The organism is Acinetobacter sp. 226-1, assembly GCF_030329325.1.
Classification (GTDB): domain Bacteria; phylum Pseudomonadota; class Gammaproteobacteria; order Pseudomonadales; family Moraxellaceae; genus Acinetobacter; species Acinetobacter sichuanensis.
The window spans coordinates 25,658-52,125 of sequence record NZ_JACANU010000012.1; the positions used below are offsets into that span (position 1 = coordinate 25,658).

General features: G+C 37.9%; 29 protein-coding genes. 16 read left to right on the forward strand and 13 right to left on the reverse strand.

The window, feature by feature from the left end:
• Positions 1-40: 40 nt before the first annotated feature.
• Genes HX124_RS14745 through znuB form a run of 3 tightly spaced genes read left to right on the forward strand, consistent with a single transcriptional unit; the run spans position 41 to position 2,103 of the window.
• Positions 41-538, forward strand: a complete 498-nt coding sequence (locus HX124_RS14745; RefSeq protein ID WP_107008922.1) for a transcriptional repressor — start codon at positions 41-43, stop codon at positions 536-538.
• Positions 511-1,299, forward strand: coding sequence for a zinc ABC transporter ATP-binding protein ZnuC (gene znuC, locus HX124_RS14750; RefSeq protein ID WP_107008923.1), 789 nt, complete (start codon positions 511-513; stop codon positions 1,297-1,299). Before HX124_RS14745 ends, znuC begins: the two co-directional genes overlap by 28 nt.
• Before the next feature lie 3 nt (positions 1,300-1,302).
• The gene (znuB, locus tag HX124_RS14755) at positions 1,303-2,103 is read left to right on the forward strand and encodes a zinc ABC transporter permease subunit ZnuB (RefSeq protein ID WP_286377932.1); all 801 of its coding nucleotides are present in this window, start codon (positions 1,303-1,305) and stop codon (positions 2,101-2,103) included.
• Between the two features lie 537 nt (positions 2,104-2,640).
• On the opposite strand, the gene HX124_RS14760 is transcribed toward znuB, so the two are convergent.
• Positions 2,641-3,261: a LysE family transporter gene (locus HX124_RS14760; RefSeq protein WP_107008926.1), complete on the reverse strand. Its 621-nt coding sequence runs from the start codon at positions 3,259-3,261 to the stop codon at positions 2,641-2,643.
• A gap of 164 nt (positions 3,262-3,425) precedes the next feature.
• On the opposite strand from HX124_RS14760, the gene HX124_RS14765 reads away from it, so the two are divergent.
• Positions 3,426-4,349 carry a Dyp-type peroxidase gene (locus tag HX124_RS14765; protein WP_286383748.1) on the forward strand — a complete coding sequence of 308 codons (924 nt, stop codon included), beginning with the start codon at positions 3,426-3,428 and terminating at the stop codon, positions 4,347-4,349.
• 54 nt (positions 4,350-4,403) lie between these two features.
• On the opposite strand, the gene HX124_RS14770 is transcribed toward HX124_RS14765, so the two are convergent.
• The 5 genes from HX124_RS14770 to HX124_RS14790 form a co-directional block, all read right to left on the reverse strand.
• Entirely contained in the window at positions 4,404-4,829 is a 426-nt protein-coding gene (locus tag HX124_RS14770) for a hypothetical protein (protein ID WP_286383749.1), read from the reverse strand.
• A 119-nt stretch (positions 4,830-4,948) separates the two neighbouring features.
• Positions 4,949-5,398 (reverse strand): hypothetical protein, encoded by a 450-nt coding sequence (locus HX124_RS14775; RefSeq protein WP_286383750.1) that lies wholly within the window; start codon positions 5,396-5,398, stop codon positions 4,949-4,951.
• A 20-nt stretch (positions 5,399-5,418) separates the two neighbouring features.
• On the reverse strand, positions 5,419-5,952 hold the full coding sequence (locus tag HX124_RS14780; protein WP_286383751.1) for a hypothetical protein: 534 nt from the start codon (positions 5,950-5,952) through the stop codon (positions 5,419-5,421).
• 75 nt (positions 5,953-6,027) lie between these two features.
• The gene (locus tag HX124_RS14785) at positions 6,028-7,728 is read right to left on the reverse strand and encodes an NAD-dependent malic enzyme (protein WP_286383752.1); all 1,701 of its coding nucleotides are present in this window, start codon (positions 7,726-7,728) and stop codon (positions 6,028-6,030) included.
• 173 nt (positions 7,729-7,901) lie between these two features.
• Positions 7,902-8,186, reverse strand: coding sequence for a DUF2798 domain-containing protein (locus HX124_RS14790; protein ID WP_286383753.1), 285 nt, complete (start codon positions 8,184-8,186; stop codon positions 7,902-7,904).
• A 253-nt stretch (positions 8,187-8,439) separates the two neighbouring features.
• Between HX124_RS14790 and argS the strand changes: the two genes are divergently transcribed.
• Both argS and HX124_RS14800 read left to right on the forward strand, forming a co-directional pair.
• The gene (argS, locus tag HX124_RS14795; RefSeq protein WP_286383754.1) at positions 8,440-10,230 is read left to right on the forward strand and encodes an arginine--tRNA ligase; all 1,791 of its coding nucleotides are present in this window, start codon (positions 8,440-8,442) and stop codon (positions 10,228-10,230) included.
• 101 nt (positions 10,231-10,331) lie between these two features.
• Positions 10,332-10,940 carry an SPOR domain-containing protein gene (locus HX124_RS14800; protein WP_107008933.1) on the forward strand — a complete coding sequence of 203 codons (609 nt, stop codon included), beginning with the start codon at positions 10,332-10,334 and terminating at the stop codon, positions 10,938-10,940.
• Positions 10,941-11,017: 77 nt separating this feature from the next.
• On the opposite strand, the gene HX124_RS14805 is transcribed toward HX124_RS14800, so the two are convergent.
• Positions 11,018-11,668, reverse strand: a complete 651-nt coding sequence (locus HX124_RS14805) for a response regulator (protein ID WP_107008934.1) — start codon at positions 11,666-11,668, stop codon at positions 11,018-11,020.
• A 376-nt stretch (positions 11,669-12,044) separates the two neighbouring features.
• Here HX124_RS14805 and msuE point away from each other — a divergent pair, with 376 nt between their 5' ends.
• On the forward strand, positions 12,045-12,773 hold the full coding sequence (gene msuE / locus HX124_RS14810) for an FMN reductase (RefSeq protein WP_107008935.1): 729 nt from the start codon (positions 12,045-12,047) through the stop codon (positions 12,771-12,773).
• Between the two features lie 31 nt (positions 12,774-12,804).
• A complete protein-coding gene (gene sfnG / locus HX124_RS14815; protein ID WP_286383756.1) occupies positions 12,805-13,905 on the forward strand; it encodes a dimethylsulfone monooxygenase SfnG in 1,101 nt (366 codons plus the stop codon).
• Between the two features lie 124 nt (positions 13,906-14,029).
• On the opposite strand, the gene HX124_RS14820 is transcribed toward sfnG, so the two are convergent.
• Entirely contained in the window at positions 14,030-14,536 is a 507-nt protein-coding gene (locus HX124_RS14820; RefSeq protein ID WP_502872834.1) for an ankyrin repeat domain-containing protein, read from the reverse strand.
• Positions 14,537-14,672: 136 nt separating this feature from the next.
• A complete protein-coding gene (locus HX124_RS14825) occupies positions 14,673-16,193 on the reverse strand; it encodes a catalase (RefSeq protein ID WP_286383757.1) in 1,521 nt (506 codons plus the stop codon).
• Positions 16,194-16,422: 229 nt separating this feature from the next.
• Here HX124_RS14825 and dtd point away from each other — a divergent pair, with 229 nt between their 5' ends.
• Complete coding sequence (dtd, locus tag HX124_RS14830) at positions 16,423-16,863, forward strand: D-aminoacyl-tRNA deacylase (protein WP_286383758.1); 441 nt, start codon at positions 16,423-16,425, stop codon at positions 16,861-16,863.
• Positions 16,864-16,869: 6 nt separating this feature from the next.
• Here dtd and HX124_RS14835 read toward each other — a convergent pair whose 3' ends face one another.
• From HX124_RS14835 to serB, 4 genes are all read right to left on the reverse strand, one after another.
• On the reverse strand, positions 16,870-17,262 hold the full coding sequence (locus HX124_RS14835; protein ID WP_286383759.1) for a hypothetical protein: 393 nt from the start codon (positions 17,260-17,262) through the stop codon (positions 16,870-16,872).
• Positions 17,263-17,322: 60 nt separating this feature from the next.
• On the reverse strand, positions 17,323-17,802 hold the full coding sequence (locus HX124_RS14840) for an SCP2 sterol-binding domain-containing protein (protein WP_107008968.1): 480 nt from the start codon (positions 17,800-17,802) through the stop codon (positions 17,323-17,325).
• Positions 17,803-17,982: 180 nt separating this feature from the next.
• Positions 17,983-18,297, reverse strand: coding sequence for a ciprofloxacin tolerance protein AciT (gene aciT, locus HX124_RS14845; RefSeq protein ID WP_286383760.1), 315 nt, complete (start codon positions 18,295-18,297; stop codon positions 17,983-17,985).
• A 412-nt stretch (positions 18,298-18,709) separates the two neighbouring features.
• Positions 18,710-19,930, reverse strand: a complete 1,221-nt coding sequence (gene serB / locus HX124_RS14850) for a phosphoserine phosphatase SerB (RefSeq protein ID WP_107008941.1) — start codon at positions 19,928-19,930, stop codon at positions 18,710-18,712.
• A 77-nt stretch (positions 19,931-20,007) separates the two neighbouring features.
• On the opposite strand from serB, the gene HX124_RS14855 reads away from it, so the two are divergent.
• From HX124_RS14855 to glmU, 7 genes are all read left to right on the forward strand, one after another.
• The gene (locus HX124_RS14855) at positions 20,008-21,273 is read left to right on the forward strand and encodes a hypothetical protein (RefSeq protein ID WP_286383762.1); all 1,266 of its coding nucleotides are present in this window, start codon (positions 20,008-20,010) and stop codon (positions 21,271-21,273) included.
• A gap of 291 nt (positions 21,274-21,564) precedes the next feature.
• The gene (ribBA, locus tag HX124_RS14860) at positions 21,565-22,677 is read left to right on the forward strand and encodes a bifunctional 3,4-dihydroxy-2-butanone-4-phosphate synthase/GTP cyclohydrolase II (protein WP_107008943.1); all 1,113 of its coding nucleotides are present in this window, start codon (positions 21,565-21,567) and stop codon (positions 22,675-22,677) included.
• Positions 22,678-22,727: 50 nt separating this feature from the next.
• Positions 22,728-23,198 (forward strand): 6,7-dimethyl-8-ribityllumazine synthase, encoded by a 471-nt coding sequence (gene ribH / locus HX124_RS14865; protein WP_107008944.1) that lies wholly within the window; start codon positions 22,728-22,730, stop codon positions 23,196-23,198.
• Positions 23,199-23,201: 3 nt separating this feature from the next.
• The gene (gene nusB, locus HX124_RS14870; RefSeq protein WP_107008945.1) at positions 23,202-23,651 is read left to right on the forward strand and encodes a transcription antitermination factor NusB; all 450 of its coding nucleotides are present in this window, start codon (positions 23,202-23,204) and stop codon (positions 23,649-23,651) included.
• Positions 23,652-23,662: 11 nt separating this feature from the next.
• A complete protein-coding gene (thiL, locus tag HX124_RS14875) occupies positions 23,663-24,577 on the forward strand; it encodes a thiamine-phosphate kinase (RefSeq protein ID WP_286383763.1) in 915 nt (304 codons plus the stop codon).
• 22 nt (positions 24,578-24,599) lie between these two features.
• Entirely contained in the window at positions 24,600-25,070 is a 471-nt protein-coding gene (locus tag HX124_RS14880) for a phosphatidylglycerophosphatase A family protein (RefSeq protein ID WP_286378000.1), read from the forward strand.
• A gap of 24 nt (positions 25,071-25,094) precedes the next feature.
• Positions 25,095-26,459, forward strand: coding sequence for a bifunctional UDP-N-acetylglucosamine diphosphorylase/glucosamine-1-phosphate N-acetyltransferase GlmU (gene glmU / locus HX124_RS14885; RefSeq protein ID WP_286383764.1), 1,365 nt, complete (start codon positions 25,095-25,097; stop codon positions 26,457-26,459).
• Positions 26,460-26,468 lie beyond the last annotated feature (9 nt).

The following is a 26,468-nucleotide window of genomic DNA, read 5'->3' on the forward strand; positions in this document are numbered from 1 at the left end:
GCGATCGTCTTATTATTTTAAACGTCTTTTGAGGTGTGCAATGAACCTATGTTCACACGAGCATCATGATACTTTACATGGCGTACATGACCATAAAAATGTCAAAGCTCGCCTATTAGAAGCAGAAAATATTTGTACTGCTGGCGGTGCTCGTCTCACACCCTTACGTAAAGAGGTTTTAGAATTAATTTTAAATGCGACAGGTCCTGTGGGTGCTTATGACTTATTAGCCAAGTTAAAAGGTACATCTGACCGCCCTGCTGCCCCACCTACTGTATATAGAACTTTAGACTTTTTATTAGAGAAAGGTTTTATTCATCGCTTAACTTCGATTAATTCTTATATTCCTTGTTGCCACCCTCGTGAAGGGCACCAAGCTGCTTTTCTAATTTGCTCGCAATGTCAAACTGTCAAAGAAGCTTCAGCAAAAGGCTTAATTGAACAATTAGATCAGTTAGCTGACTCTGACCATTTTAAAGCCCATCACAGTATTATTGAGATTTCAGGACTATGTCAGCAGTGCTCGAACAAGGTCTAACGCCATCATTGGTTCAATTACAGCAGATTAATGTTCGTATTGATGAGCGTGATATTTTAAAAAATGTCGATTTTTCTTTGCATGAAAAAGAAATTGTCACGCTTATTGGTCCAAATGGTGCGGGTAAATCCACACTCATTAAAGTGTTATTGGGCATTGTTAAACCAAGTTCTGGGCGCATTATCAGTACTAAAAAGCTTAAATTAGCTTATGTACCGCAAAAATTTAATCCTTCACATAGTTTACCTCTACGTGTTAAAGATTTATTAAATTTAGAAAAATGTGATAAAGCAATTAAAGCTGAAATTATCAGAGATACAGGTATTGCACAGCTTAATCATTCGAAAGTGCAACAACTTTCAGGTGGTGAACGTCAGCGTGTTTTATTGGCACGTGCATTATTACGCCAACCTGATGTTTTAGTGCTTGATGAACCGATGCAAGGCTTAGATATTCAATCTGAAGCTGAACTGTATGACTATGTTAGAAGTTTACCTGAACGTTATGGTTGTTCTATTTTAATCGTTTCGCATGATCTGCAGTGGGTCATGCAAGGTACTCAACGTGTTGTATGTTTAAATAAGCACATTTGTTGTAGTGGTTTACCTGAAAATATTCAGCAACATCCTGAGTATCAAGCAATTTTTGGAACGAACCGCGTTCTTTATCAACATCATCATGATCATTGTGCGCATGGTGACTCAGCTAAAACCTGTGAACATGATTCTCGTCCACACATTCACCCTGAACCGGAAGCCTAAGCCATGATGGAATGGTTACAACTCCTATTACCTGCATGGATTATGGGAACGTTGTTAGTTTTTCTAACCGCGCCCTTAGGTTGTCTCATGTTGTGGCGTCGTATGTCTTTTTTTGCCGACACAATGGCACATGGTACGCTCTTGGGTGTGGCTTTAGCCGCTGTTGTGAGTTTACCTCTTTGGGTCGGTGTAAGTTTTACTGCAATTTTGTTGGTTGGCGTATTATGGATTTTACATGATCCTCGTTTACCAAATGACGCATTGCTTGCTTTATGCTCTGCGACTCTACTTTGTTCAGGCTTATTGGTTATTCAACACTTACCTGCCTTGCGTCCTGAGTTATTAAGCTATCTTTTTGGTGATTTACTGACAATAGAATGGTCGGACTTGCCTGTATTTGTTGGTATTATTTTTGCAGCATTGCTTGTGTTGTTTAGGCATTGGCAAGCGCAAATTCAAATCGCCATTGACCCTGATATTGCCGTGAGTGAGGGTGTAAATGCTAAATGGCAACGTTTGATTTTTATGTTGTTATTGGCATTATTTACAGTCTTGGCATTACGTGCTGTCGGTTCGTTATTGATGGGGGCATTATTGGTGATCCCTGCTTTGACAGCTCGTCTAGTTTCGCATTCTCCTAAGCAAATGGTCATTGCTGCTTTTATTATTGCTCAACTTGGTGTCAGTATTGGCTTGTGGTCAAGTGCAGGTTTAAACATTTCAACAGGTTTAAGTATTGTTTTAACCATGTCAATTTTGTTTGCTTCAGTATTTACCATTCAGAAAATTAAAAAAATGAGTTGAGAATGTATGATTTTAAATCATTGAACCTGTTTGCAATATTCAATATTGTCTGTTTCATGATTTGTGTATTGATTCATCTGTATAGTTTTTTGAGTTATCTCCCCTTTTCCTTTGAGATTCTCATCAGTTTAGTTTTACCTTTATTTTTAAATACCTTTTGGCTCATTCTGAAGCAGAAAAATAATCAAAATCAGTCTTGGGCTTTTGCAACTTGGTCTAAAAATTTTCAATCTATATTTATAATTTTATTCATTTATGCACTGCTTCAATTTTTTATTTTCTATACACTAGTTGGGAACTTTCGAGTTGAAAAAGCTACCAATACTTATTATCTATTTGAAAGAAATCGTTTTATAACTGAAGTCAGTCAACTTGAATACCAAATCTATTGGGCAAGATCTGCAAGATTGTTAAGTAGTTTTCTGATTTTATTTTTTTCTTTTACAATCTATGCCTCAATCAAAAATTATGATCGACTGAAGTTTTGACACCAAGACCAATTAATCCAGAGCAAAATAACAATTGAAATCTATTCGATCACTGATGCACCAAACTCAACAAAGCTGCGGCACAACTAAATAATATAGCAAAGGTACGATTCATATATTTCTGTTGCTGAGGTGACTTCAATAATCGTAACACTTTAGCAGCCAAACCCGTGTAAGCTGCCATAACAATTAAATCAATCGTAATCATGGTCACAGCCATCGTCACATATTGAATCGGTTGTGCCTTATTTACATCCAAAAACTGAGGTAAAACCGCCAACAAAAATACAATCGCTTTAGGATTACTCATATTAATCAAAAAACCATGCAAAATGAGCATAGGAATGGTTTTAGGTTTATTTTCCGATTTAATTTCAATATTCTGAATTGGTGCTCTCCATTGCATATAGGCTAAATAAAGTAAATATAAAACACCGAACCATTTCACCACTAGAAATGCCCAAGGAGTCGTCGCAAATAGTACTCCTACTCCAGCAGCAACAATGCCAATTTGTACAAGCAAAGCCAATTGCAGCCCTAGTGCATTCCAATAACCGCGACGAAAACCATAATTTAAACCACTTGACATCGATGCGATCGCACCTGCACCGGGTGAAATACTAATCACCCAACACGCGAGCATAAATGCAAACCAAACTTGATAAGACATAAAATTGGGGAGACAATCAGAAAGACGTTATTATAGACATTTCATTGCCTTTTCTCGTGATTTATTTTATCGCTAAAAAATATAAGCGAAGCTCTACCGAGATATTTTTCCATCATGCACAATAGATTCATTGCATAAACAATAATTGAGGAGCCATCTTTAAAATGACAGCACAATCTGTAATTTTGCCCCTACCATCAGACCATGCCCGTTTTATTGTTTTACGTTTAAAAGATTTAGCCATCGCTGAATTAAAAGAAAAACTAGATGATCTATTTTCAACACGTGATCGTCTTATCACACAACATCCTGATGCCCAAATTAAAACGGCTGTCGCATTTGGATTAGATCTTTGGCAGCAACTTTACGCTGCTACACCTGAAGGTTTTTCTTCTCTTGAAGCAATTGATGGCACTTTTCCAATGCCCGCTGTTCAAGCAGACGTTCTTATTCACTTAGCAAGTGCACGTGCTGATATTTGTTTTGCACTGAGCCAATCCTTTTTTGAAGGTATTCAAGAGCGCGTTGAAGTCTTAGATGAGCGTGTATGTTTCCGTTATTTTGATGGTCGTGATATCACAGGTTTTATTGATGGAACTGAAAATCCACAATTTAAGGATGATCGCGCGGAAACAGCTTTATTAGGTGAAGAGACAGGTATTTTCCAAGATGGTTCGTTTATTTTTGCACAACGATATGCCCACGATTTAGAAAAATGGAAACGCCTTAAAGTTGATGCACAAGAACAAGTTATGGGACGTACTAAGCTTGAGTCAATTGAGCTTGAAGATGACCAAAAACCTGAAAATGCGCATATTGCAAGAACAGTCATTGAAGATGATGAAGGCGAAGAACTCGAAATCCTACGTCATTCTTTACCTTATGGTGATGGCAAAGGCGATCAAGGATTATTTTTCATTGCCTATACTAAAGACTTAACGCGTATTGATCGTATGTTAGAGCGTATGTTTGGTACGAGTGGTGATGGTGTTCATGACCGTTTACTGCACTTTGTTACACCACTCGATGGTGCTTATTATTTTGCGCCTAGTGAAGATTTATTGGCACAAATTTTAGAAACAGAGTAATACACAAAAAAATAAGATCAAAGATTTACGCGCTTTGATCTTATTTTCATACTTTTAAGGTGCATTAGAATCACGAACATCTAAAGCATCCAGACATTGTTTTTCTATTGGATAAGCAAAAATGCGATGCGCACCTTTTTCAATATAAATTGCATCTTCGTGCAGACCAAAAGCATGCTTTGAAATATCACATTGATAGTCTTTGAGTTGATAAAACTTGACTTGATGACAAATTGGTTCAGCACTTGCTTCATCAAAAGCAAACCATGTTTCAACACTCATCGTTTTACAAAAACTTTCTGCATCTAGTGGCGCTTCTTTTTGTAATATTTTTTCTGAATGTTTGATTTGTTCTACTTTAGTTTCTGTATGTGGTATGACTTTTGACTGCTCATCTCTTGCTCTTTCTGACTGATCATCACAAGCCACAATGCCTAGAACCATTACAACAATGATAGCTAATTTATTGAATTTTATCACTTAAATCTCACATCCTTGTATTCATTGACCATAACTTTCTTAAACTCTGCTTGAGCTGTGCTTTCAGCGTGAAGTATGGGCATACAACAAACAAGCAACTGTTGAGAGCGTATATTTTTTCATTTTCTACTCAAAATTTGTTTTAAGCGACCTATTTTTTGATATTCAATATCTTGAATCCGCATACAATTGTTTTCCATCCGCATTTTAAAATTGAGGATTTGTTCGCCCACTTTTAGTTTTGCCTGATGCTCGTTTGCCTCTAAAACACGAATCGCCACATCATCAGCCACATCTTGTGAATTACTTAAAATATTAAAGTCCAAATTGCATTGCCCATGTACTTTTGCCGCACATTTTTGCTCGCGTAACAAAAGCTGCACCAGATGGCTATCAAAATACTGACGCAAAACTTTTCGACTTGCACCTGCAAGATCTTTCGTTGATTGCACAGGATAATCTCGATACAGTTCAGAAATCAGATCACGGCTCGTTTGTACACAATACATCGTTTGTGCTGAAGCATGTACACTACTCAGCAATAAAAATAACCCTAAATACTTTTTCATTTTACTAGGATACGCTCTGTTTATTTATTTCTATCTTCATAAGAATAATGGGTTAAGTCTATCTTTCTTTGGAAAAGATTTTGGATCAAAATATTCGATAATTTCGGATTATTTCCCAAAGCAGCGCATTTCAAGTCAACTCCATGTTGATTTGCTGTTGCAGTCGGGATAAATTTATCATCTACAAAAGAGTATTTACCTAAATCTCTAAAAAACCCATACAGGTTATTGCTCGAATCTCGAATCACATATAAATCACTCAAATCATTTTTATAATAAGCTTGATATAAAATATATTTTTGCTGTCCCACTTGGATCGCATTACACTCATCAATTGCCATCCATTGACCATTTTTCGGCTTCAAATTCATCTTTTTGAGCAATGCAATCACTTTGGCATCATCCCAAATATAAGCACATTGTTGACTTTTTAACTTTTTGATTTGAACTGTGTTTTTTTGTTCCTCTTGCCACTGCTTTTCACATACATTTGCATGAGTAAGTGTTGTAGATATTAAAAAACAACTTAAAAAGCCAAAGATTATTTTTTTCATTGTGGGATCACTTAAAATATAAAAAAATGGAGCCTCATTAGACTCCATTTTATGTAATTTTACTGAAAATTTAAATTAAAAAGGAACGCGTTTATAACGGCGATATTCAGGCTTCCAGAAATTATTTTCAATATTTTGCTGTAATTGCTCATCACTAATTGCAGGAGCAACACCATCTGCAATCGCAGCTTGAGCCACTTTAAAAGCAATGATTTTAGATACGCTTTGCAACTCATCTAAATCAGGTAATAAATCTGCTTCAATATCATGTAGTTTTGGCGAACAATCTGCCAAAGCATTACTTGAAGCCATCAACATATTATCTGTTACACGGGTTGCTTGTACTGCCACGATCCCCAAACCAATGCCCGGGAAAATGTAAGAGTTATTACATTGTGAAATATTAAAAATCTTGCCTTGATAATTTACTGGAGTAAATGGGCTACCTGTTGCAATTAATGCACGCCCTTCTGTCCATTCAATAATATCTGAAGGTACAGCTTCTACACGAGAAGTCGGATTTGACAATGGTAAAACAATCGGATGCTCGCAATTGGCAGCCAAAGTGCGAATAATTTCTTCAGTAAATAAACCAGGTTGCCCAGATACACCAATGAGAACTGTTGGCTTGGCATTTTTAACGACATCAAGTAAAGAAATGACTTCCTCAGCATTGCCCCAATGTGCAACCTCATCCGTTTTTTGCGCTAACTTACGCTGAAAATCAAGAAGATTTGGCTGATTTTCAGTAATTAAACCAAAACGATCAACCATAAAGACACGCGCGCGAGCCTCAGTATCAGTTAAACCTTCTGCAATCATTTGCGCTACAATTTGCTCAGCAATACCACACCCTGCTGAACCTGCACCTAAAAATGCAACTTTCTGATCCTTAAGCTGCTTGCCTGCTGCACGACTTGCTGCAATTAAGCTACCAACTGAAACTGCGGCTGTACCTTGAATATCATCATTAAAACAACAAATTTGATTACGATATTTTTCAAGTAAAGGCATCGCATTTTTTTGAGCAAAGTCTTCAAACTGAATCAATGCTTTTGGCCAACGACGCTGAATAGCAGCAATCACTTCATCAACAAAGTTATAATATTCTTCGCCACTAATTCGAGGTTGGTTCCAACCTAAATAAATTGGATCATTCAATAATTGTTGATTATTTGTTCCAACATCTAAAGTAATTGGCAGAGTATAAGCAGGACTAATACCACCACATGCGGTATACAAGGATAGCTTACCGATTGGAATCCCCATTCCACCAATACCTTGGTCACCTAAACCTAAAATCCGTTCACCATCAGTGATCACAATCACTTTGACATTCTTTTTATTTACATTATGTAAAATGTCATCAATATTTTCACGATCAGGATAAGAAATAAATGTGCCACGATGACGACGATAAATATCTGAAAAACGTTGGCAAGCCTCACCAACGGTTGGCGTATAAATGATTGGCATCATTTCGCTTAAATGATTTTCTATCAGGTGATAAAACAGGGTCTCATTGGTGTCCTGAATATTTCTTAAATAAATATGTTTGTTAATCGCATCATTAAAATCACAATATTGTTGATAAGAGCGCTGACTTTGCTCTTCTATTGTTTCAATAACATGCGGAATTAAGCCATACAGATTGAAGTCTTTGCGTTCTTCTTCGGTAAAGGCTGAACCTTTATTCAAAAGGGGAAGCTCAAGTAAAGTATTCCCTGCATAGGGTGTATATAACGGTTTTTTAGCTTTCAAGTTTTCTGCGGTCATATCCCATCTCATTATGTGTAGATTTAGATGTAAATCTAGACAAAAATAGTAGAGTTTCATCTATATCGGGCTATAGATTAGCCCTTTTTTAGGGCTTTGGGGTATTTAGCAAATTTATAATGATATTAAATAGATTTAGACATTTAATAGAGCTTAAAAAACAATAGATCAGCTTATTTCGATGCTTCAGGTGGCGACATATCTACAAATAAAGCGGTTATTTTTTTCACAATTGGTAATATGATCAGTACCATAGGATATGCAACCAACCAAGATAACATCCAAGCAGATAAGAAAATTGAAAATAAATTTTCAGTCCAGCCTAAGTTCTTTACAGTATTTATCAATGAAATGATGCCACTCATTAATCCAGATAAAAATAAAGGTAAAATCCAAGCAGCGTATTTAGCTGGAAGCTTAGGAATATTGCCAACAATCATGGCTGGTTTATGATGCATAATAGACAACGACAGACTTTCATTTTAAAGCGCCACACCATAATTGAAACTCAGCGTTTTTAAAAGCTTTTGCGTTATATTGATACGTTAAACATTATATTTTGACCACATCAAACACTTCGCTCAAGCGTACAGACTTCATTCATCAAGTTATTCATCACTCTTTGATGAATCCATACAAATGGTTTTACCTAAAGACGCGGAAATTTGCTATATTCGTTGTTTTTCTGCGACATTTATTTTTCGACTGATTATGAATACGGCAATCCAAGCAGCTCTCGATCATGCGGTACAAGCCCTTCAAGCTGAAGGCGTACTTCCTTCCGACTGGAACAACACAGGTCATTTGACCCGAACTAAAGACCGAAGCCATGGTGACTTTGCGTCAAATATCGCAATGATCAGTTCTAAGGCTGCGGGAATGAAACCTCGTGATCTTGCAGAAAAAATTTTAGCGAACTTACCTGAAGTTGCAGATATCAGCAAAGCTGAAATTGCAGGTCCTGGCTTTATCAATTTCTTTTTAAATGCAGATCAACGTTTTGCAATTCTTGATCGCATTCAAGCTCAAAAAGACCAATTTGGTAAAACCCAAGCAAATGCTGCAAAAAAAATCCAAATCGAATTTGTTTCAGCAAATCCAACATCAAGTCTACATGTGGGTCATGGTCGTGGTGCAGCCTACGGTATGACTGTTGCAAATTTACTTGAGGCAACAGGTGCGACGGTTGACCGTGAATATTATGTCAATGACGCAGGTCGTCAGATGGATATTCTCGCAACTTCAACTTATTTACGTTACCTTGAGCTGACAGGGCAAACTTTGGTTTTCCCTAAAAATGCTTATCAGGGTGACTATGTCAAAGAAATTGCTCAGAGCATTATTGACCAAGATGCCGATGCATATGTACGCCCTGTTGCTGACATTTATCAGGATGTTCCTGAAGATGTGCAATATGCTGAAGAACTTGATGCAGACGGCAACAAAGTTATCCTTTCTGGTGATAAAGAAAAACACATTGATGGCTTAATCCACAATTCACAAAATGCGTTGGGTGAAGGTTATCGTGTTTTCCATCAGGCGGCTTTACATGCCATTTTAGATGACATTAAAGATGACCTTGGCGAGTTTGGTGTCACTTTCGACCAATGGTTCAGTGAAGCATCATTGACTGAAAAAATTGATGAAGCCTTACAAACCCTTGATCAACGTGGCTTCCTCTATGAAAAAGACGGTAACATCTGGTTTAGATCGACTGAATTTGGCGATGAAAAAGACCGTGTGGTTAAACGTCGTAATGGTCAAACCACTTATTTTGCGTCTGACATTGCATATCATTTAAATAAATTACAACGTGGCTATACAGAAATTATTGATATCTGGGGTTCAGACCACCACGGTTATATTTCTCGTGTAAAAGCTGCGATTGATGCAATGGGCTATGACTCGAAAAAACTGACCGTATTATTGGTTCAATTTGTCAGCCTATGGCGTAGCGGTGAAATGGTGCAAATGTCATCTCGTTCAGGTCAGTTTGTAACTTTACGTGATTTGCGTAAAGAAGTTGGCAATGATGCTGCTCGTTTTTATTACGTCATGCGTAAATCTGAACAACATATTGACTTTGACTTAGACCTTGCTGTTTCACAAAGCAAAGACAATGCTGTGTATTACATTCAATATGCACATGCACGTATTTGTCGTATGCTAGAAAAAGCGGCTGCAACTGGTATCAATTTTGATACAGTAAATGCACGTCAATTTGCTGCAAAATTAGAACTAGACGCAGAAACAGAAATTTTAGCAAAACTCGCAGCTTATCCAGAAATTGTGATTCGTGCTGCGAACAATTATGAACCACATCAAGTGGGGAATTATTTAAAAGAACTCGCTGCTTTATTCCATGGTTGGTACAACGAACATAAAGTATTAGGTGATGATGCTGAATTAACTCAAGCACGTTTATTACTTTCTCAAAATGTTCAACAAGTTATACATAATGGTTTAGAGCTTCTTGGTGTTTCTGCACCAGAGACAATGTAAAGTAGCCATCTATTTTCAAAATCTATTGAGTATCGTTCACCGTAGCGGTACTCAAAGACGTTGTCACATATAACGTTACTATTTAGTAAGAGGAATTCCACGTGTTTGGAAAAACGCAACGCGGCGTGTCTGAACGACCAAATAAGCCTAAAAAGCCCTTAGTTCCAAAATGGCTAGGGATGCTTGTGGTTATTTTAATCGTGCTCAGTTTTGGTGTAGCACTTATGCTCTGGAAACCGTGGGCTCCTGTAAAAACACGTAGTAATGAAGTCACTTCTGAGCATTATCAAGAAGATACCAATAAAGACTACCGTTTTTATGACCTTTTACCAAATCAACAAGTAACGCCTATTCCCGATCAGGCTGTACCTGAAACTCGTGTTCAAAGTCAAACTGTGATTGTAGAAGCACCTGAAAAACCTGCTACAAATGAGGTGAATACGGGTTTAGATGTATCTGAACAAGCACCTGCACCAACAGCACCTGAATATATTTTACAAGTACGTAGCTACCCAGACCCAGATAGTGCTGACGCACGTCGTGCTGAAATCATTTTGAATGGCTTATCCGCAGATGTCGTTCAAGCGACTGAAGGAAATCAAACTTGGTATCGTGTTATTTCAGGACCTTATGAATCACAAAATGCTGCCGTGATTGCACAGCAAACCTTGCAACATAGTGGTATTGATTCAATTGTTGTGAAGCGTTAAAAGCACCTCTTTATAATCAAAAAAATGGATGCTCAAGCATCCATTTTTTATCACATCTATTTTTATGATAGATCGTTTTAAACTTTCTTTTCTTCAATATTTAAAGCACTAATCGCCAATACTGCTTGGGTACGATTTTGCACGCCCAATTTACGGAAAATCGCAGTGACATGCGCTTTAATGGTTGCTTCAGAAACTTCCAGTTCATACGCAATTTGTTTATTTAACAAACCTTCCGCGACCATCATCAAGACACGGAACTGCTGCGGCGTTAATGACTGAATTCGTTCAGCTAAGGCTGCTTCATCTGCTGCACGTGGATCAAAACTCATATTGGCAGGTAAATTTGGTGGTAACCAAATTTCGCCCTCTAATACTTGACGAATTGCTTCACCAATATGGCTCGGATGCGCTGATTTAGGAATATACCCCATAGCACCATGCGCAATTGCACGCTGAATAATTGAAGTTTCTTCATGTGCTGAAACAACAATGATTGGCAGTAATGGATATTGCGCTCGTACATGTACTAGTGCAGAGAACCCAGATGCACCAGGTAAATTTAAATCCAATAAAACTAAATCAGGTTCAGGACCATTTTCTAAACGCTCATAAAATTCATTTACTGCAGCAGTTTCATGAATCTGAGCTTGCGGCAAACTATAACGTACCGCTTGAATTAGAGCATGGCGAAACAGTGGATGATCATCAACGATTAAAATATTCATAAGCGAAGCGAGAGCTCTCTAGCACAGTCTTTCATTCTAACCGCACTCTTGCTGTTAAAGATAATTAAATATAACGAATTTTTAACTGTTTTGTCGTCTTAAACGAAAATTCCCTACAAATTTTATGTTATTTATCATTTTTTGTATTTCATTATCGTTTTTAAATATAAATTAAATACTTAAAGTTGCTTTGCTTATAATCTAAAAAACTATCTATGCATATCAGTCAGTTAATATTTAAAACCTTCGATAAAATGTTTATTTTTTATTATATATAAAATTATGATAAACAATATGTTTTTGCTTATTTTACAGACTTAAACAAAGATTGATTCAATAAGAATTATTCCGAGATTAAAAATTTTAGGTCGTTAAAATGTCATTAAGCCCGCAGAAACCCTTAAATATTGTCGCTGTATCAGGTGGTTTGAATAATCCATCAAAAACAGAAAGTTTAGTCCAAGCAATTTTAAATGAGCTCAGTGAAGCAACGCCTATTAATGTACATTTCATTAAATTTAGTGAAATTGCACATCTACTAGGAGGTGCAATTTACCGTAATCAACTTCCGCAACGGGTACAAGATGATCTTGCTGCCGTTGAAGCCGCTGATGCACTCATTGTTGGTACACCTGTTTATCGAGCGTCTTTCACAGGATTATTTAAGCATTTTTTTGATTTTGTAGAACAAACTGCTTTAGTCGATGTACCTGTTTTATTGGCGGCATCAGGTGGTAGTGACCGTCATGCACTGGTACTTGAACATCAACTGCGTCCATTATTTAGTTTTTTTCAAGCACAAACTTTGCCTATTGGCGTTTATGCCACGGATCGCGACTTTACACCTGAATACACCATTCATAGTGAATTATTACGTGATCGTATCACCTTAGCAATTGCGCGTGCCTTACCAATTTTAGAATGGGCACCTGCTAAAGGGCAACGTGCAAATGTCATTAAAGAAAAGTCTCAACAAGCAGCACAAAATCTTGGTATTAATAAACAAATTGAACAAGAGGATGTATTACCATCCGCAGCAGTGCCAAGCCTAGATGCTGCTGAAGCTCGACTTCATCATAAAAAGCCAAAAACACAAGTGGCTTAAATCTATTATTAAAAATGCGAGGGCAAGCAACATGTCAAAAAATCAAAATATCACGTTTGCTTACTGGGTACCTAATGTAAGTGGCGGTTTAGTGGTCAGTAATATTGAACAACGTACAGATTGGAGCTATGAATACAATGTACGTTTGGCACAAGCCGCTGAAAAAAGTGGTTTTGAATATGCACTCACACAAATTCGTTTTACAGCAGGTTATAACGCTGAAAATCAACATGAGTCTGTCAGCTTTAGTCATGCAATTTTAGCAAAAACAGAAAAACTCAAAGTGATTGCAGCTATTTTACCTGGTCCATGGAAACCTGCGCTTGCCGCTAAACAATTAGCAACGATTGATCATCTCACAAATGGGCGTATTGCCATTAATGTGGTCAGTGGTTGGTTTAGAGGTGAATTTGATGCCATTGGTGAGCCTTGGCCCGAGCATGATGAACGCTATGTGCGCTCAGAGGAATTTATTCGTACCTTAAAAGGAATTTGGACAACCAATACTTATAGTTTTGATGGTAAATATTATCAGTTTAAAGACTACACGCTTTCACCAAAACCTGTTCAAAAACCACATATTGAGATTTTTCAAGGCGGAAGTTCTCGTGCTGCGCGAGATATGGCATCTCGTGTATCAGATTGGTATTTTACCAATGGGAATAGTCCTGAAGAACTGAAAAAGCAAATCGATGATATCCGTGAAAAAGCGAAATTAAATGGTCATCATGTCAAAATTGGTGTGAATGCTTTTATTATTGCTCGTGATACAGAAGAAGAAGCTCAAGCTGTTTTACAAGAAATTGTTGATAAAGCAAATGTTGAAGCTGTTCATGCCTTTGGCGATGCAACACGTGAGGCAGGTGCAGCATCTAAAGAAGGTGAAGGAAACTGGGCAAAATCTACTTTTGAAGATTTAGTCCAATACAATGATGGCTTTAAAACCAACTTAATTGGAACTCCGCAACAAATTGCTGAACGTATTCTTGAGCTGAAAAATGTCGGTGTTGATTTAGTGCTTTCAGGTTTTTTACACTTCATTGAAGAAGTTGAATATTTTGGTGAAAAAGTACTGCCTTTGGTTCGTGAACTAGAAGCCCATCAACAAACGATTACTGCTAAATCTGCATAAAACACATGATATTCGCCTTAAAAAGTTGATCCACTTTCCCTCTTGACTCGGCTTGAGGGATTTTTTTTGCATTTTTTGCATATAGCCGAGACCCAAAGCATGACCCTAAACCAGAAATAAAGTGTTAGCGATCCAGTTTTTTCAGTTGATCAAGTTGCCCAAATACTTTTGCAAATTCTTCTATTGTTAATAAACCTGTCTGTTTAGCTTGAACATCACAATCTACTTTTTTTAATTGTTTCGCAATTGACCACTCTGCTTTAACAATTGCACCCATCAGTGCAGTATGCCCTTTTTGATCTCGCACACAACGATTTGCACCATGTTCCAATAAAGTCGTGACCGTATTTTGATGCCCATAATATGTTGCCATTATCAAAGCAGTAAAACCTTGCTGATTTTGCATATCAACAGGAAAACCATGCTCTAGAAACTCTTTGATGACTTCATTATTACCTGTACGTGCGGCTGCAAAAAATAAATCAATTAATTCATTTTGTGCATGCTGTGTGACTTTAGCTTGTTCCTGCTCTATCTCTTGTGCAGAAACTGCACTTATTCCTAAGGTGAGTAATGTCATCATTACAATACTCAACAAAGATAGCATGATCCCTTGTAAATATATTTTCATTTCAAACACTCCTCATCAATATAACCAATGCCTGTAAAACTCCCCTAGGGTTGCAGGAAAGGATTCGAGTTTTACAGGACTTTTCGGAGGTGACATCCTTGATGCCCTAGTCACCAATACGCACAACTAGACCAAATTAATCTTTCAATTTCGCTGCTTTTGCTTGTACTTGTTTAAGATCACCATTTACCGCTTTCGTTAAACGTGTTCCATAATCAGCATCAGCTTTATAGAAATAAGACAGCATGATGTGCTTAGTTTCAGCATCTTTCACTTGACCCAAGTCCGCAGCAAGGTTACGAATCAAGTCCGTTTTTTCTAACGCTGAATATGAACGGTACAACTCACCTGCCTGTTTAAAAGGTTGCTCTTTCTGAATCGCTTGCTGAAGCACTTTGTCACCCAATGGGGTATTGATTGCTTTGGCATGTTCAGTTGCAGGTTTAGGCGATTTCAAGCTTGGTTCATAGTTCACATCTGAATCACGCTCAGACATGTTCATAAAACCTTCCTGATTGTTGTTATTCACGCTCACCAATGGACGGTTCACAGGAATTTGCTGGTGATTTGCACCTAAACGATACATTTGCGTATCTGAATAAGAGAAAATACGACCTTGTAACAAACGATCTTCTGACGGTTCAATACCTGGTACCAAGTTGCCTGGCGCAAATGCAGATTGCTCAGTTTCATTGAAGAAATTCTTTGGCATACGGTTTAAAGTCAACGTACCCACTTTGGTTTCAGGAATTAAATTGCTTGGCCAGATTTTGGTTGCATCGAGTGGATTGAAGTCAAAATTATCCAGATCTTTTGGATCAAGTACTTGAATATACAAGTCCCATTTCGGGAACTTACCTGCATTAATTGTATTGTAAAGATCATTGGTTAAATGGTTGAAATCCTTCGCTTGCATCGCTTGGGTTTCTTCCATGTTCATGCCTTTTAAACCTTGCTGAGTACGGAAATTAAATTTCACATATTTATACTCACCTTTGGCATTGTACAGTTTGAAAGCATGTACCCCAAAACCATCCAAGTTACGATAGCTTGCTGGTGTACCCAAGTTTGAATACACATAAGTCAGCATATTCACTGCCCAAGGCTGACTTTGTAAGAAGTCAAAAACGCGATTGGCATCTTGAACATTAGATACTGGGCTTGGCTTCATTGCATGAATAAAATCAGGGAATTTAATTGCATCACGGATAAAGAAGACAGGTAGGTTATTACCCACTAAGTCCCAATTACCTTCCTGAGTATAAAATTTAAGACCAAAACCATGCGGGTCACGCAATGTTTCAGGCGAACCTTTAGGATGAATGACCGTTGAAAAACGTAAAAATACTGGAGTTTTGGTTCCTGCTTTAAACAATGAAGCAATAGTTAAATCGGATAAATCTTTCGTTGCAACAAACTCACCATATGCCCCTGTACCACGTGCATGTACAACACGCTCAGGAATACGCTCACGTCCGAAACGTTGTAATTTTTGAACTAACTGTACATCTTGTAAAAGAACTGAACCATACTCACCTGCTGTAATTGAGTTTTGGTTATCGCCCACTGGCGCACCGTTGTCTTTGGTTAGCGGTGCTGCTTGAACTACTGCTGTTGCTGCTGTGAGCATGGCAACAAGTAATGAACGCTTAAACATGTTAATCTCTCAAATATCTACCTTTCCTGCTATACTTAAATTACACATTTACCATTAATTGATAAAACCGCTTATTATTATAAAAATAATCGGATAAATAGATTAATAAATCTACTCTTCATAATTCTCATATTTTTCAATACATTATATTTTTTCAGTCATTTCAATTATCTAAGCTCTAAATTTGATAAAATTCATATGGTTAAAAAATATCAGTCATGGTTCAAATATGCGCGCGTTATTACAACGAGTTTTAGAAGCAAAAGTAGTTGTGGATGGTCAAATCACAGGTGAAATCCAAACAGGTATCTTGGTTTTTTTAGGTCTAGGAAAAGATGATAATTTTGAAAAAGGCAAAAAACTGATTGATAAAATTTTGAAATATCGTTTTTTTGATGATGAACAAGGCAAAATGGGCTGGAATGTCAGTCAGGCTGGTGGTGGTATTTTACTGGTTTCACAATTTACCCTCATGGCACAGACTCAAAAAGGTCTACGTCCTGATTTTGGTCCTGCGATGCCGCCAAGTGAAGCTGAAGCACTCTACAATCAACTGGTTGAGTATACCAAAACACAGTTTGAGCATGTACAAACAGGTATTTTCGCTGCTGATATGAAAGTTCACTTGGTTAATGATGGACCCGTGACCTTTAATTTAGAAGTTGAGTAACTCATATTATTTCGATTGCATAGAAAAATTACCTGAAGCCATCACCTCCAATGTTGGGTCAATTTCCAGTTGAAGTTGACCTACTGTGCCCTTTTCAATCACAAAGTCCATATGCGTTCGATGCGTCAGTCCTTGTTGATCTATCACATCAATCATGAGGTCGGTGTCTTGTGAACTTGGTAAATACTGATGCAGTGTCGAAAATGCAGGTAACTGTTTAAAGCACAACTGACCTTGTTTATAAGTCACTTTGACTTCAACAACTCGTGTTATGGTTTTATTCAAAATATAGAGATCAATAAAAGTTTTAGCAGGTGTTGGTTTTAACTGAGTACATACGTTGAATAAACTACTCACCAATAAACTTAAAATCAGTATTTTTATATTTTTTATTTTCATTCTTTTATGTAGCAAGAAACTGATGCGTTTTATTCATCAGTCTCTATACTTCAAGCAAAATTAGCGACCTGTCTTTTCTTTAAGAAACTGACGTGCCAATGCAATTTTCTCTTTGACAGGTTTTGGCACTTTAGGTGGAATCAATTTAGCCACTTGGTTAAACCAAACCAATAAGCTGAAATCACCTTCCATTTTAATTGTACCGTTTTGCATGCCTGTCATAAATGCACTCGGGTCGCCTTTCATTAAAGTTTTTACACCTTGCTCACTATCAGCAAATTGTAAAATGAAATCAGCCTTTTCCTCAGCACCTGAAACCGTATCAATTTGACCATTATTTACAAGGATTTGACGTGCAACTCCTAAATCTGTCCCAATTTGAATACGGAATTGACGATCATGGGTCAACTCAATAAATTTTGGACTCGTACGTGCCAATTGCTTCATACGAAGTGCTAAACCTAATACGAGTAGATCAAGTGGATCTGTACTTGCATCTACGATTGGTAACTTCACAACTGGAATTGAAGAAAGTTTCATGACATTTAAGCCTGTTGTTTTAATATAAAAAAATCTATTCACCATCCTAGCATAACTTGTTATTTGCAATACAAGACTTCTAACAAAACTATACTCAGAAAAAGGTATATCATTCACTATACCTTTGAAATGTCTTTTTTCATTATTTTATTGAACTCTAAAGTCAGTCATTTAGTCTTGCTAATCCTCTTCATATACTGGGGTATGTTCAATATATTGACGATTTTGCAAAGTTTTTTGTGCCAAACGATCTGCTCTTAACAGCAAAACAATCAATGCACTCATGGCAATAATAATTGCGGTTAAATAACTATAGGGAACCGATAAATCAAAAAAATTCTGTACGTTAACCCGTATCGTCTCCAATATGCCCCAGAAGACCATTCCAGCAAACATAAATCCCAACCAATGACGATAAGGAGAAAAAAACACAGTAGCCAACGCTACGGCAATTAGACTAAATCCAATCAATGTTGCCCATGTCGCTGATACCATAGAAACCTCCATCAAAATGATACGTGAACCTCATAGAGGCGTTTACACAACCACTTTTATCAAGCCAATATTTTTTCTTTGCAATTTTACCAAAGCTTATATGCTGCATTATGGCGTATTTTTTTTAGAAGAAAATACCTGTTTTTAGGTAAGACGACACACTTTGTCGTCATAGTATTTTGTCATTACACTTTTCACCATGATTATTTTCAGAGACTCTAATCAAACTCAGCTTTTGCGTGTCATTACAAAAAAATCAAGTGACTTTTTGTACAAATGAGGTTTTTTTCAACTGTACAATTTAAAACCAAATAAAGTGTGATGTAACTCACACATGTAAATATATTTTATCAATAAAAAAGAGCAACTTAGCGTTACTCTTCTTTTAAAAAATAGCAATTTTGTTGTGTGCTTAAGCTCGGTTTAAATCTTTATCATGTACACCAAGTAAATATAAAACACCATCTAAACCAACACTAGAAATCGCCTGATTTGCATTTTGACGAACCAAGGGTTTTGCACGGAAAGCAACGCCTAAACCTGCAATTGAAAGCATTGGCAAATCATTTGCACCATCCCCAACTGCAATTGCTTGCTCTAGAGAAATGCCCATTTTTTCAGCCAGTTCAGTCAATAACAATGCTTTACGTGCACCATCAACAATATGACCTTTTACTTCACCTGTCACAATACCATCTTGTACATCCAAAATATTGGCATGTACTTCATCAATACCAAGTTTTGCTTGCAAATATTCAGCAAAATACTGGAAGCCACCTGATAAAATTGCTGTTTTATAACCCAATGATTTTAAGGTTTTAATTAAACGTTCTGCGCCTTCTGTAACAGTCAGGCGTTCTGCAATTTTAGGCAGAACAGAAGCATCTAGACCTTTTAATAACGCAACACGCGCACGGAAGCTTTGTTGAAAGTCCAATTCACCTTGCATGGCACGCTCAGTAATTTCAGCGACTTGCGCGCCAACACCCGCTTCTATTGCCAGTTCATCAATGACTTCTTGTTCAATTAAAGTGGAGTCCATATCAAAACATACCAATCGGCGATTACGGCGATAAGCATTGTCTTCCTGTACGGCAACATCAATGCTTGACTCGGCTGAAAGTCGAAGACATGCCGCACGCATGGCAGCAGCGTCTAACATTTGCCCACTTAAGCCAAATTGTACACATGAACGTTTTGGCTCATGGTCTTGTGCTTCTCTTTCAGGACGTCCCGAAAGACGAGTAACAGTTTCAATATTAAAACCTTGACTCGACACAATATTTGTTACTGCTTGTAAATGAGCAGCCGTAAGTTCAGGTGCTAAAGCCGTTACAATATAACGTGTTCTGCCACCTTCACTTACCCATTGATCATATTCCGCACCTGTAATTGGTTTAAATCGAACAGTGAGTCCAATATCGTGTGCTAAAATAAGGATATCTTTCATGGCTAAAGCCGTGGCGGTTTGGTCATCTGACGAAACTACAATCCCTAAAGTCAACTGGTTATGAATGACTGCCTGCCCTACATCTAATATTTGCAAAGAATGTACGGACAACACTTGCATTAATCGAGTAAACTGATTGGGTTGGTCAGGTCCTAAAAATGATATAAGAATGATTTCTCGCATGAATTGACTCGGGTCTGAGCTACAACTATTGTTAGAATCATAATCGAAATCGAATATTTTTTCTTTGGAAGTTTAAGTTGAATGCGCCAAGACAAGGGCTATTTGCTAGCCTACTGATTATAAGTTTTGCTTTACACACTTTTTTGATGGTAATTGCAACAACTCATCAACTCAATGCAAACCGCGCAAACCAAGGTCAACTCATGACCAGCCAGTTGGTTGCAGATAGTCTTTCTGAGCTTGAACCTGCCAATACAGTATCTTTAGCCCTGTTGGCAAATCGTTATGCGACTAATCCTAGCGTCGCTTCGATTCGCATTTTAGATGCACAGAAACAAGTGCTCGCAACCAGTGGCTTAGCAAAAACACGTCAAGGCGAAGTTTTTGTACGTGATGCATTACAAAATGAGAAAAAAGTTGGCAGCATCGAAATTACTTTAATTAAACCAAGTATTGGTGAAATTTTACGTACCCAATGGTTGGCGATTTTAATTTCACTCATCATTCATGGTTTAATTTGGCTAGCATATCGCGCCATTGCACGTCCTACACGTAGTGAATTTTTGGCACGTTTAAACAAAGAAGCGCGTTTAAAACATGAAATTCAACAACTAATGGAAGCATTAGAAGCAGAAAAAGCCGATAAAATGTTGGCAATTGCGCAAGCAAAACAACAAGCAAAACCAAAACCAATGAAAGTTGAGAAACCTGTTGAGTTTGATAAAAATCAATCAGTGATAGCGCTTAACATTCAATATTATGACCCTAAACAATTGATGAATACAGTCAATCAATCTGTTTCTGTTCCTTATTTTAATTTATGTCAAATTTTCTTAAATAAGAGTATTGAATTATCAGCACAACATTTCAAACTCAACTCGAAAGATTTCACAGTACATCAAGAGTTTAGCCAACAAGGTGCAACGATTACTGTTCCTACAGAAAAACCCAATGCTTTACCTTGTATTTTAATGATTGGTTCTGTTTTTCAATTATTATCTGAAGTTCTGTATAAACGTTACCGCGAAGACAAACGCTTCGTTTTACAAACACGCTGTGCTGTAACAACTGAGGTTGAAGCAATGCAGCTTGACGCCTTACAAGCGGCAGAGCGCTTATCCAATCATTTAATTGCTAAAGAAATGGCTTTATACCTAAGCAATGAGCTACTTAAACAAATTGGTGAGAACTATCAATTAGTTGCTATGCCAAATCCAACAAGCTTGCTCACGCGTCATGCATTTATGATCAATGGAATGAATGCTGAATCTGCAGAATTAGCTCAAACTATTCGTACTGAAATTTTAAAAGGTAAAAAGAAAGAAGTGATTTCAGCAGATTAAAATATCCAATCCATCTCAAGATTTTAAAAGCACTTTTTTAAAGTGCTTTTTTTATAAAAATCATATTTTTTGAATATGTATTATAAAATCAAGCTAAGCAAGTGTGGAAATATTAAACGAATTCTACCGAAAAATGACAGATCTAGCTTTTCATTTACCGTAGAGCTTGTGTATAACTATGTTTCTCAATGGAATGTGATAAGCATAGGCAAACTGCCACAAAACACGGTAGACTATGTCACAATGAATTAAATGAAAATGTCATACGACAGAACAAAAAGGTGAAGCTTGATGCCGATCAATACAGTTGAAGAGCTTGTAGCAGATATCCGTGCAGGGAAAATGGTTATCCTGATGGATGATGAAGATCGTGAAAATGAAGGCGATTTAGTCATTGCTGCAACCCACGTACGCCCTGAAGACATCAACTTTATGATTACTCATGCGCGTGGCTTAGTATGTTTAACCTTAAGTCGTGATCGTTGTAAACAACTCGATCTGCCGCTGATGGTTGACGCCAATGGCGCACAGCATGGTACGAACTTCACCTTATCTATCGAAGCTGCTGAAGGGATTACCACAGGTATTTCAGCGGCTGAACGTGCGCATACCATTCAAACAGCGGTTGCTGCACACGCTAAACCGACTGATATTGTACAACCTGGGCATATTTTCCCACTTATGGCACAGCCAGGTGGCGTACTGCACCGCGCTGGACATACTGAAGCTGGTTGTGATTTATCACGTTTGGCTGGCTTAGAGCCTGCTTCTGTGATTTGTGAAATCATTAATGAAGATGGCACAATGGCACGTCGCCCAGACCTTGAAGTTTTTGCTGAAAAGCATGGCTTAAAAATGGGTACCATTGCAGACCTGATTCATTATCGTATGACCAATGAACAGACTGTTGAACGTCTAGATCAACAAAGTATTAACACTGAATATGGTACGTTTGAACTTTATCGTTATCGTGAAATTGGTAATCCAGATATTCACTTAGCTTTAGTCAAAGGTGAACCGAAAGAAGGTGTTACCACTGTTCGTGTACATGGTTTTAATCCAACTCGCGATCTACTCAAGTTAAACAAACAAGAGGGTGAAGCAGCTTGGAACTTAGATAAAGCACTTAAAACGATTGCCAATAGTGATCGTGGTGTTTTAGTCTGGATTGGTCAACGTCATTTATCTGATTTGGGTCCTGCTTTAGAAGCTTTAGCTAAACCAAAACCAACTAAATCAAACGCAGCATTGTCACAACAATACCAAACCATTGGTGTAGGTGCACAAATTTTACGTGATTTAGGTGTTGAAAAAATGAAGCTGCTTAGCTCTCCATTACGTTTCAATGCATTGTCTGGTTTTCACTTGGAAGTGGTTGAATACATCACTGCTGATCAAGTTTAAGTTGTTATTTTTTAAACAAATAAATTATCTGTTAAATCATCGAGGTTGCTATGGCGATTCGCCGAATTGAAGGTTTATTACATCTCGCGAGCGAAGACCGTTACGCGATTTTAGTTGGTCGTTTTAACAGCTTTGTTGTTGAACATTTACTTGAAGGTGCAATTGATACGTTGCATCGTCATGGTGTTAGCGACGATAATATCACTGTCGTTCATGCACCGGGCGCATGGGAACTTCCTGTTGTTGCTAAAAAACTCGCAAATTCAGGTAAGTTTGATGCAGTCATTGCACTTGGCGCAGTTATTCGTGGTAGTACACCACATTTTGACTTCGTTGCAGGTGAATGTGCCAAAGGTTTAGGTGTGGTTGGTTTAGATACTGGCTTACCTGTAATTAATGGTGTATTGACTACGGACAGTATTGAACAGGCGATTGAACGCTCTGGTACAAAAGCAGGTAATAAAGGTGGTGAAGCTGCCCTTACTGCTATTGAAATGGTTAACCTGTTAAAGGCAATTTAAAGCATGTCGCAAACACTCCAAGCTACTTATGCAGCAAAACGCAAAGCACGTCGTTTTGCTGTACAAGGGATTTATGAATGGCAAATGAGCCACAACCCTGTGCATGAAATTGAAGCACGTACGCGTGCAGATAACGCTATGCATAAAGTGGATCTCGGCTATTACCATGAGTTGCTCACAGAAGTGATCGCAAACCATGAAGCATTGGATGCTTTACTTATTCCAGTACTTGACCGTGAAATTGAAGCTTTGGATGGTGTCGAGCTTGCGACGTTACGTTTAGGCGCATACGAGCTTAAAGATCATCTTGAGATCCCATATCGCGTCGTACTAGATGAAGCCATTGAATTGGCAAAACACTTTGGTGGTGCAGACAGCCATAAATATATCAATGGTGTATTAGACCGTCTTGCAACAACCTTACGTGCAGCAGAAAAACAACAAGCGAAATAAGTTGTTTGATTATGGCTGAGTTCTCAATTATCCAAACCTATTTCAACCGTCAACAAGATGATGTTGACTTAGGTGTGGGTGATGACTCAGCTCTGCTCACTCCCCCACCCGATCACCAACTGGTGATTTGTGCAGACACTTTAGTTGCGGGTCGACATTTTCCTTTAGATACTTCTCCTCATGCGATTGGTTGGAAATGTGTTGCTGTCAACCTTTCTGATATTGCTGCAATGGGTGCAAAGCCCCATAGTATTTTACTTGCATTGAGCCTACCCCAAATTGATCATGACTGGTTAAAAGATTTTAGTCAGGGTTTATATGATTGTTGCGATCAATTTGGTGTACGTTTAATCGGTGGTGATACCACACAGAGCCCACATTTGACACTCTCCGTCACAGCACTAGGTTGGATTGAAAAAGGTAAAGCCATTGCACGCTCTGGCGCACAACTTGATGATCTGATCGTGGTCAGTGGTACCGTCGGTGATGCAGCTTTTGCACTCGAGCATTTAGGGCATCCCTTACAACAACGCTTGGACTATCCAACACCGCGTTGTGAACTGGGGCAAATGCTAAAAGACTTAGCATCCAGCATGATTGATATCTCTGATGGATTAGCACAAGATTTAGGACATATTTTAAAAGCATCACAAGTAGGCGCTGTCATAAGTCTCAATAACTTACCAATAAACACAACAATTCACACTTTAAAACCTGAAAAACAATGGCAATATGCACTTTCAGGTGGCGATGATTATGAGTTATGCTTTACAATAAGCACGCAAAACTATCAAAAACTTTTGCAATTACAACCCAATGTACAAACTACAATCATCGGGAAAATTAAGGCACAACACGGACTAACTTTTGAAAAAGATGGCTTAGATCATCCTCTTCACTTTCACGGATATCAACATTTTGCATAAACCCCCTATTATCTTTAAAGAGATGACTTGGTCTGAACGCTTTATTGTGTTCTGCGGTGTTGGTTTTGGCTCAGGTTTAGCACCTAAAGCACCGGGTACTTTCGGTTCAGCCTTTGCTTTATTATTCATTCCCATTTGGCTAATGCTTGGCTTCTATGCTTCATTGGCTGCAATCATCGTTATGTCACTCGTTGGAATTTATATTTGTGGTCAAACCGCAAAGATTATTCATGTACATGATGATGGACGCATTGTTTGGGATGAATTTGCAGGTCAATCCATCACTTTTCTACCTCTGATTTATTTAGGAGCTATGGATTGGTTATGGGCATTGATCGGCTTTGCTTTATTCCGTTTGTTTGATGTTTGGAAACCTTGGCCTATTCGTGTCATTGACCGTCAAGTTGATGGCGGCTTCGGTATCATGTTTGACGATATCATTGCTGGAATTTGGGCTGCGTTGTGTATTGTGATTTATTTTTATTTTATGTGATTTAAATTTATTATCAGGTGTTATATGTCAACGACTGTAATCATTCTTGCTGCTGGTAAAGGAACACGTATGCGTTCTAGCCTGCCTAAAGTGTTACAACCTTTAGCAGGACGTCCTCTACTGGGTCATGTGATTGAAACAGCGAAACAATTACAAGCAAAAAATATAATTACAATTTTTGGACATGGCGGTAACTTAGTCCAAAATGCGTTTGCTGACGAAAATGTACAATGGGTTGAACAAACTGAACAACTCGGTACAGGACATGCGGTAAAAGTAACTTTACCCGTACTTCCTACAGAAGGTATGTCTTTAATTTTGTCAGGTGATGTACCTTGCGTACAACAAAGTACTTTGCAACGTCTGATTGATGCTTCTGCTACATCTGGCATTGGTTTAGTCACACTGACTTTAGCAGACTCTACAGGTTATGGTCGTATTGTTCGTCAAGATGGAAAAATCCAAGCCATTGTTGAACATAAAGATGCTTCTGACGAACAACGCCAAATCAAAGAAATTAACACAGGAATTTACTGTGTAAGCAATGCTAAATTGCATGAATGGTTACCAAAACTGAGCAATGAAAATGCTCAAGGTGAATACTATCTCACTGATATTGTTGCTATGGCTTTGGCAGATGGCATGGAAATCGCCTCAATTCAACCAGAACTCGCTTTTGAAGTTGAAGGTGTAAATGACCGTCTACAACTTGCTGCATTAGAACGTGAATTCCAAAATCACCAAGCAAAATTATTGATGCAACAAGGCGTGCATATTATTGATCCACAGCGTTTTGACCTTCGTGGAAAACTCAAAACAGGCAATGATGTTCGTATTGACATTAATGTCATTATCGAAGGTGACTGTGAATTTGGTGACAATGTAGAAATTGGTGCGGGCTGTATCATTAAAAATACTAAAATTGCTGCTGGCACGAAAGTTCAACCGTATAGCATTTTCGACAATGCCATTGTTGGAGAACACGTTCAAATTGGACCATTTGCACGTTTACGCCCAGGTGCAAAATTGGCAAATGAAGTGCATATTGGTAACTTTGTTGAAGTAAAAAATACGTCTATTGGTTTTGCATCTAAAGCAAATCATTTTGCTTATCTTGGTGATGCTGAAATTGGTGCTGAATCGAATATTGGTGCAGGTACAATTACTTGTAACTATGATGGTGCCAATAAACATAAAACCATTATTGGTAATCATGCCTTTGTGGGTACAAATAACTCATTAGTTGCACCTGTAACGATTGGCAATGGTGCAACGACAGGTGCAGGCTCAGTCATTACACATGATGTTGCAGACAACAGCCTTGCCTTTGAGCGTGCAAAACAAATTTCTAAAGAAAATTATCAACGTCCCCAAAAGACTACGAAATAAGAGGATATA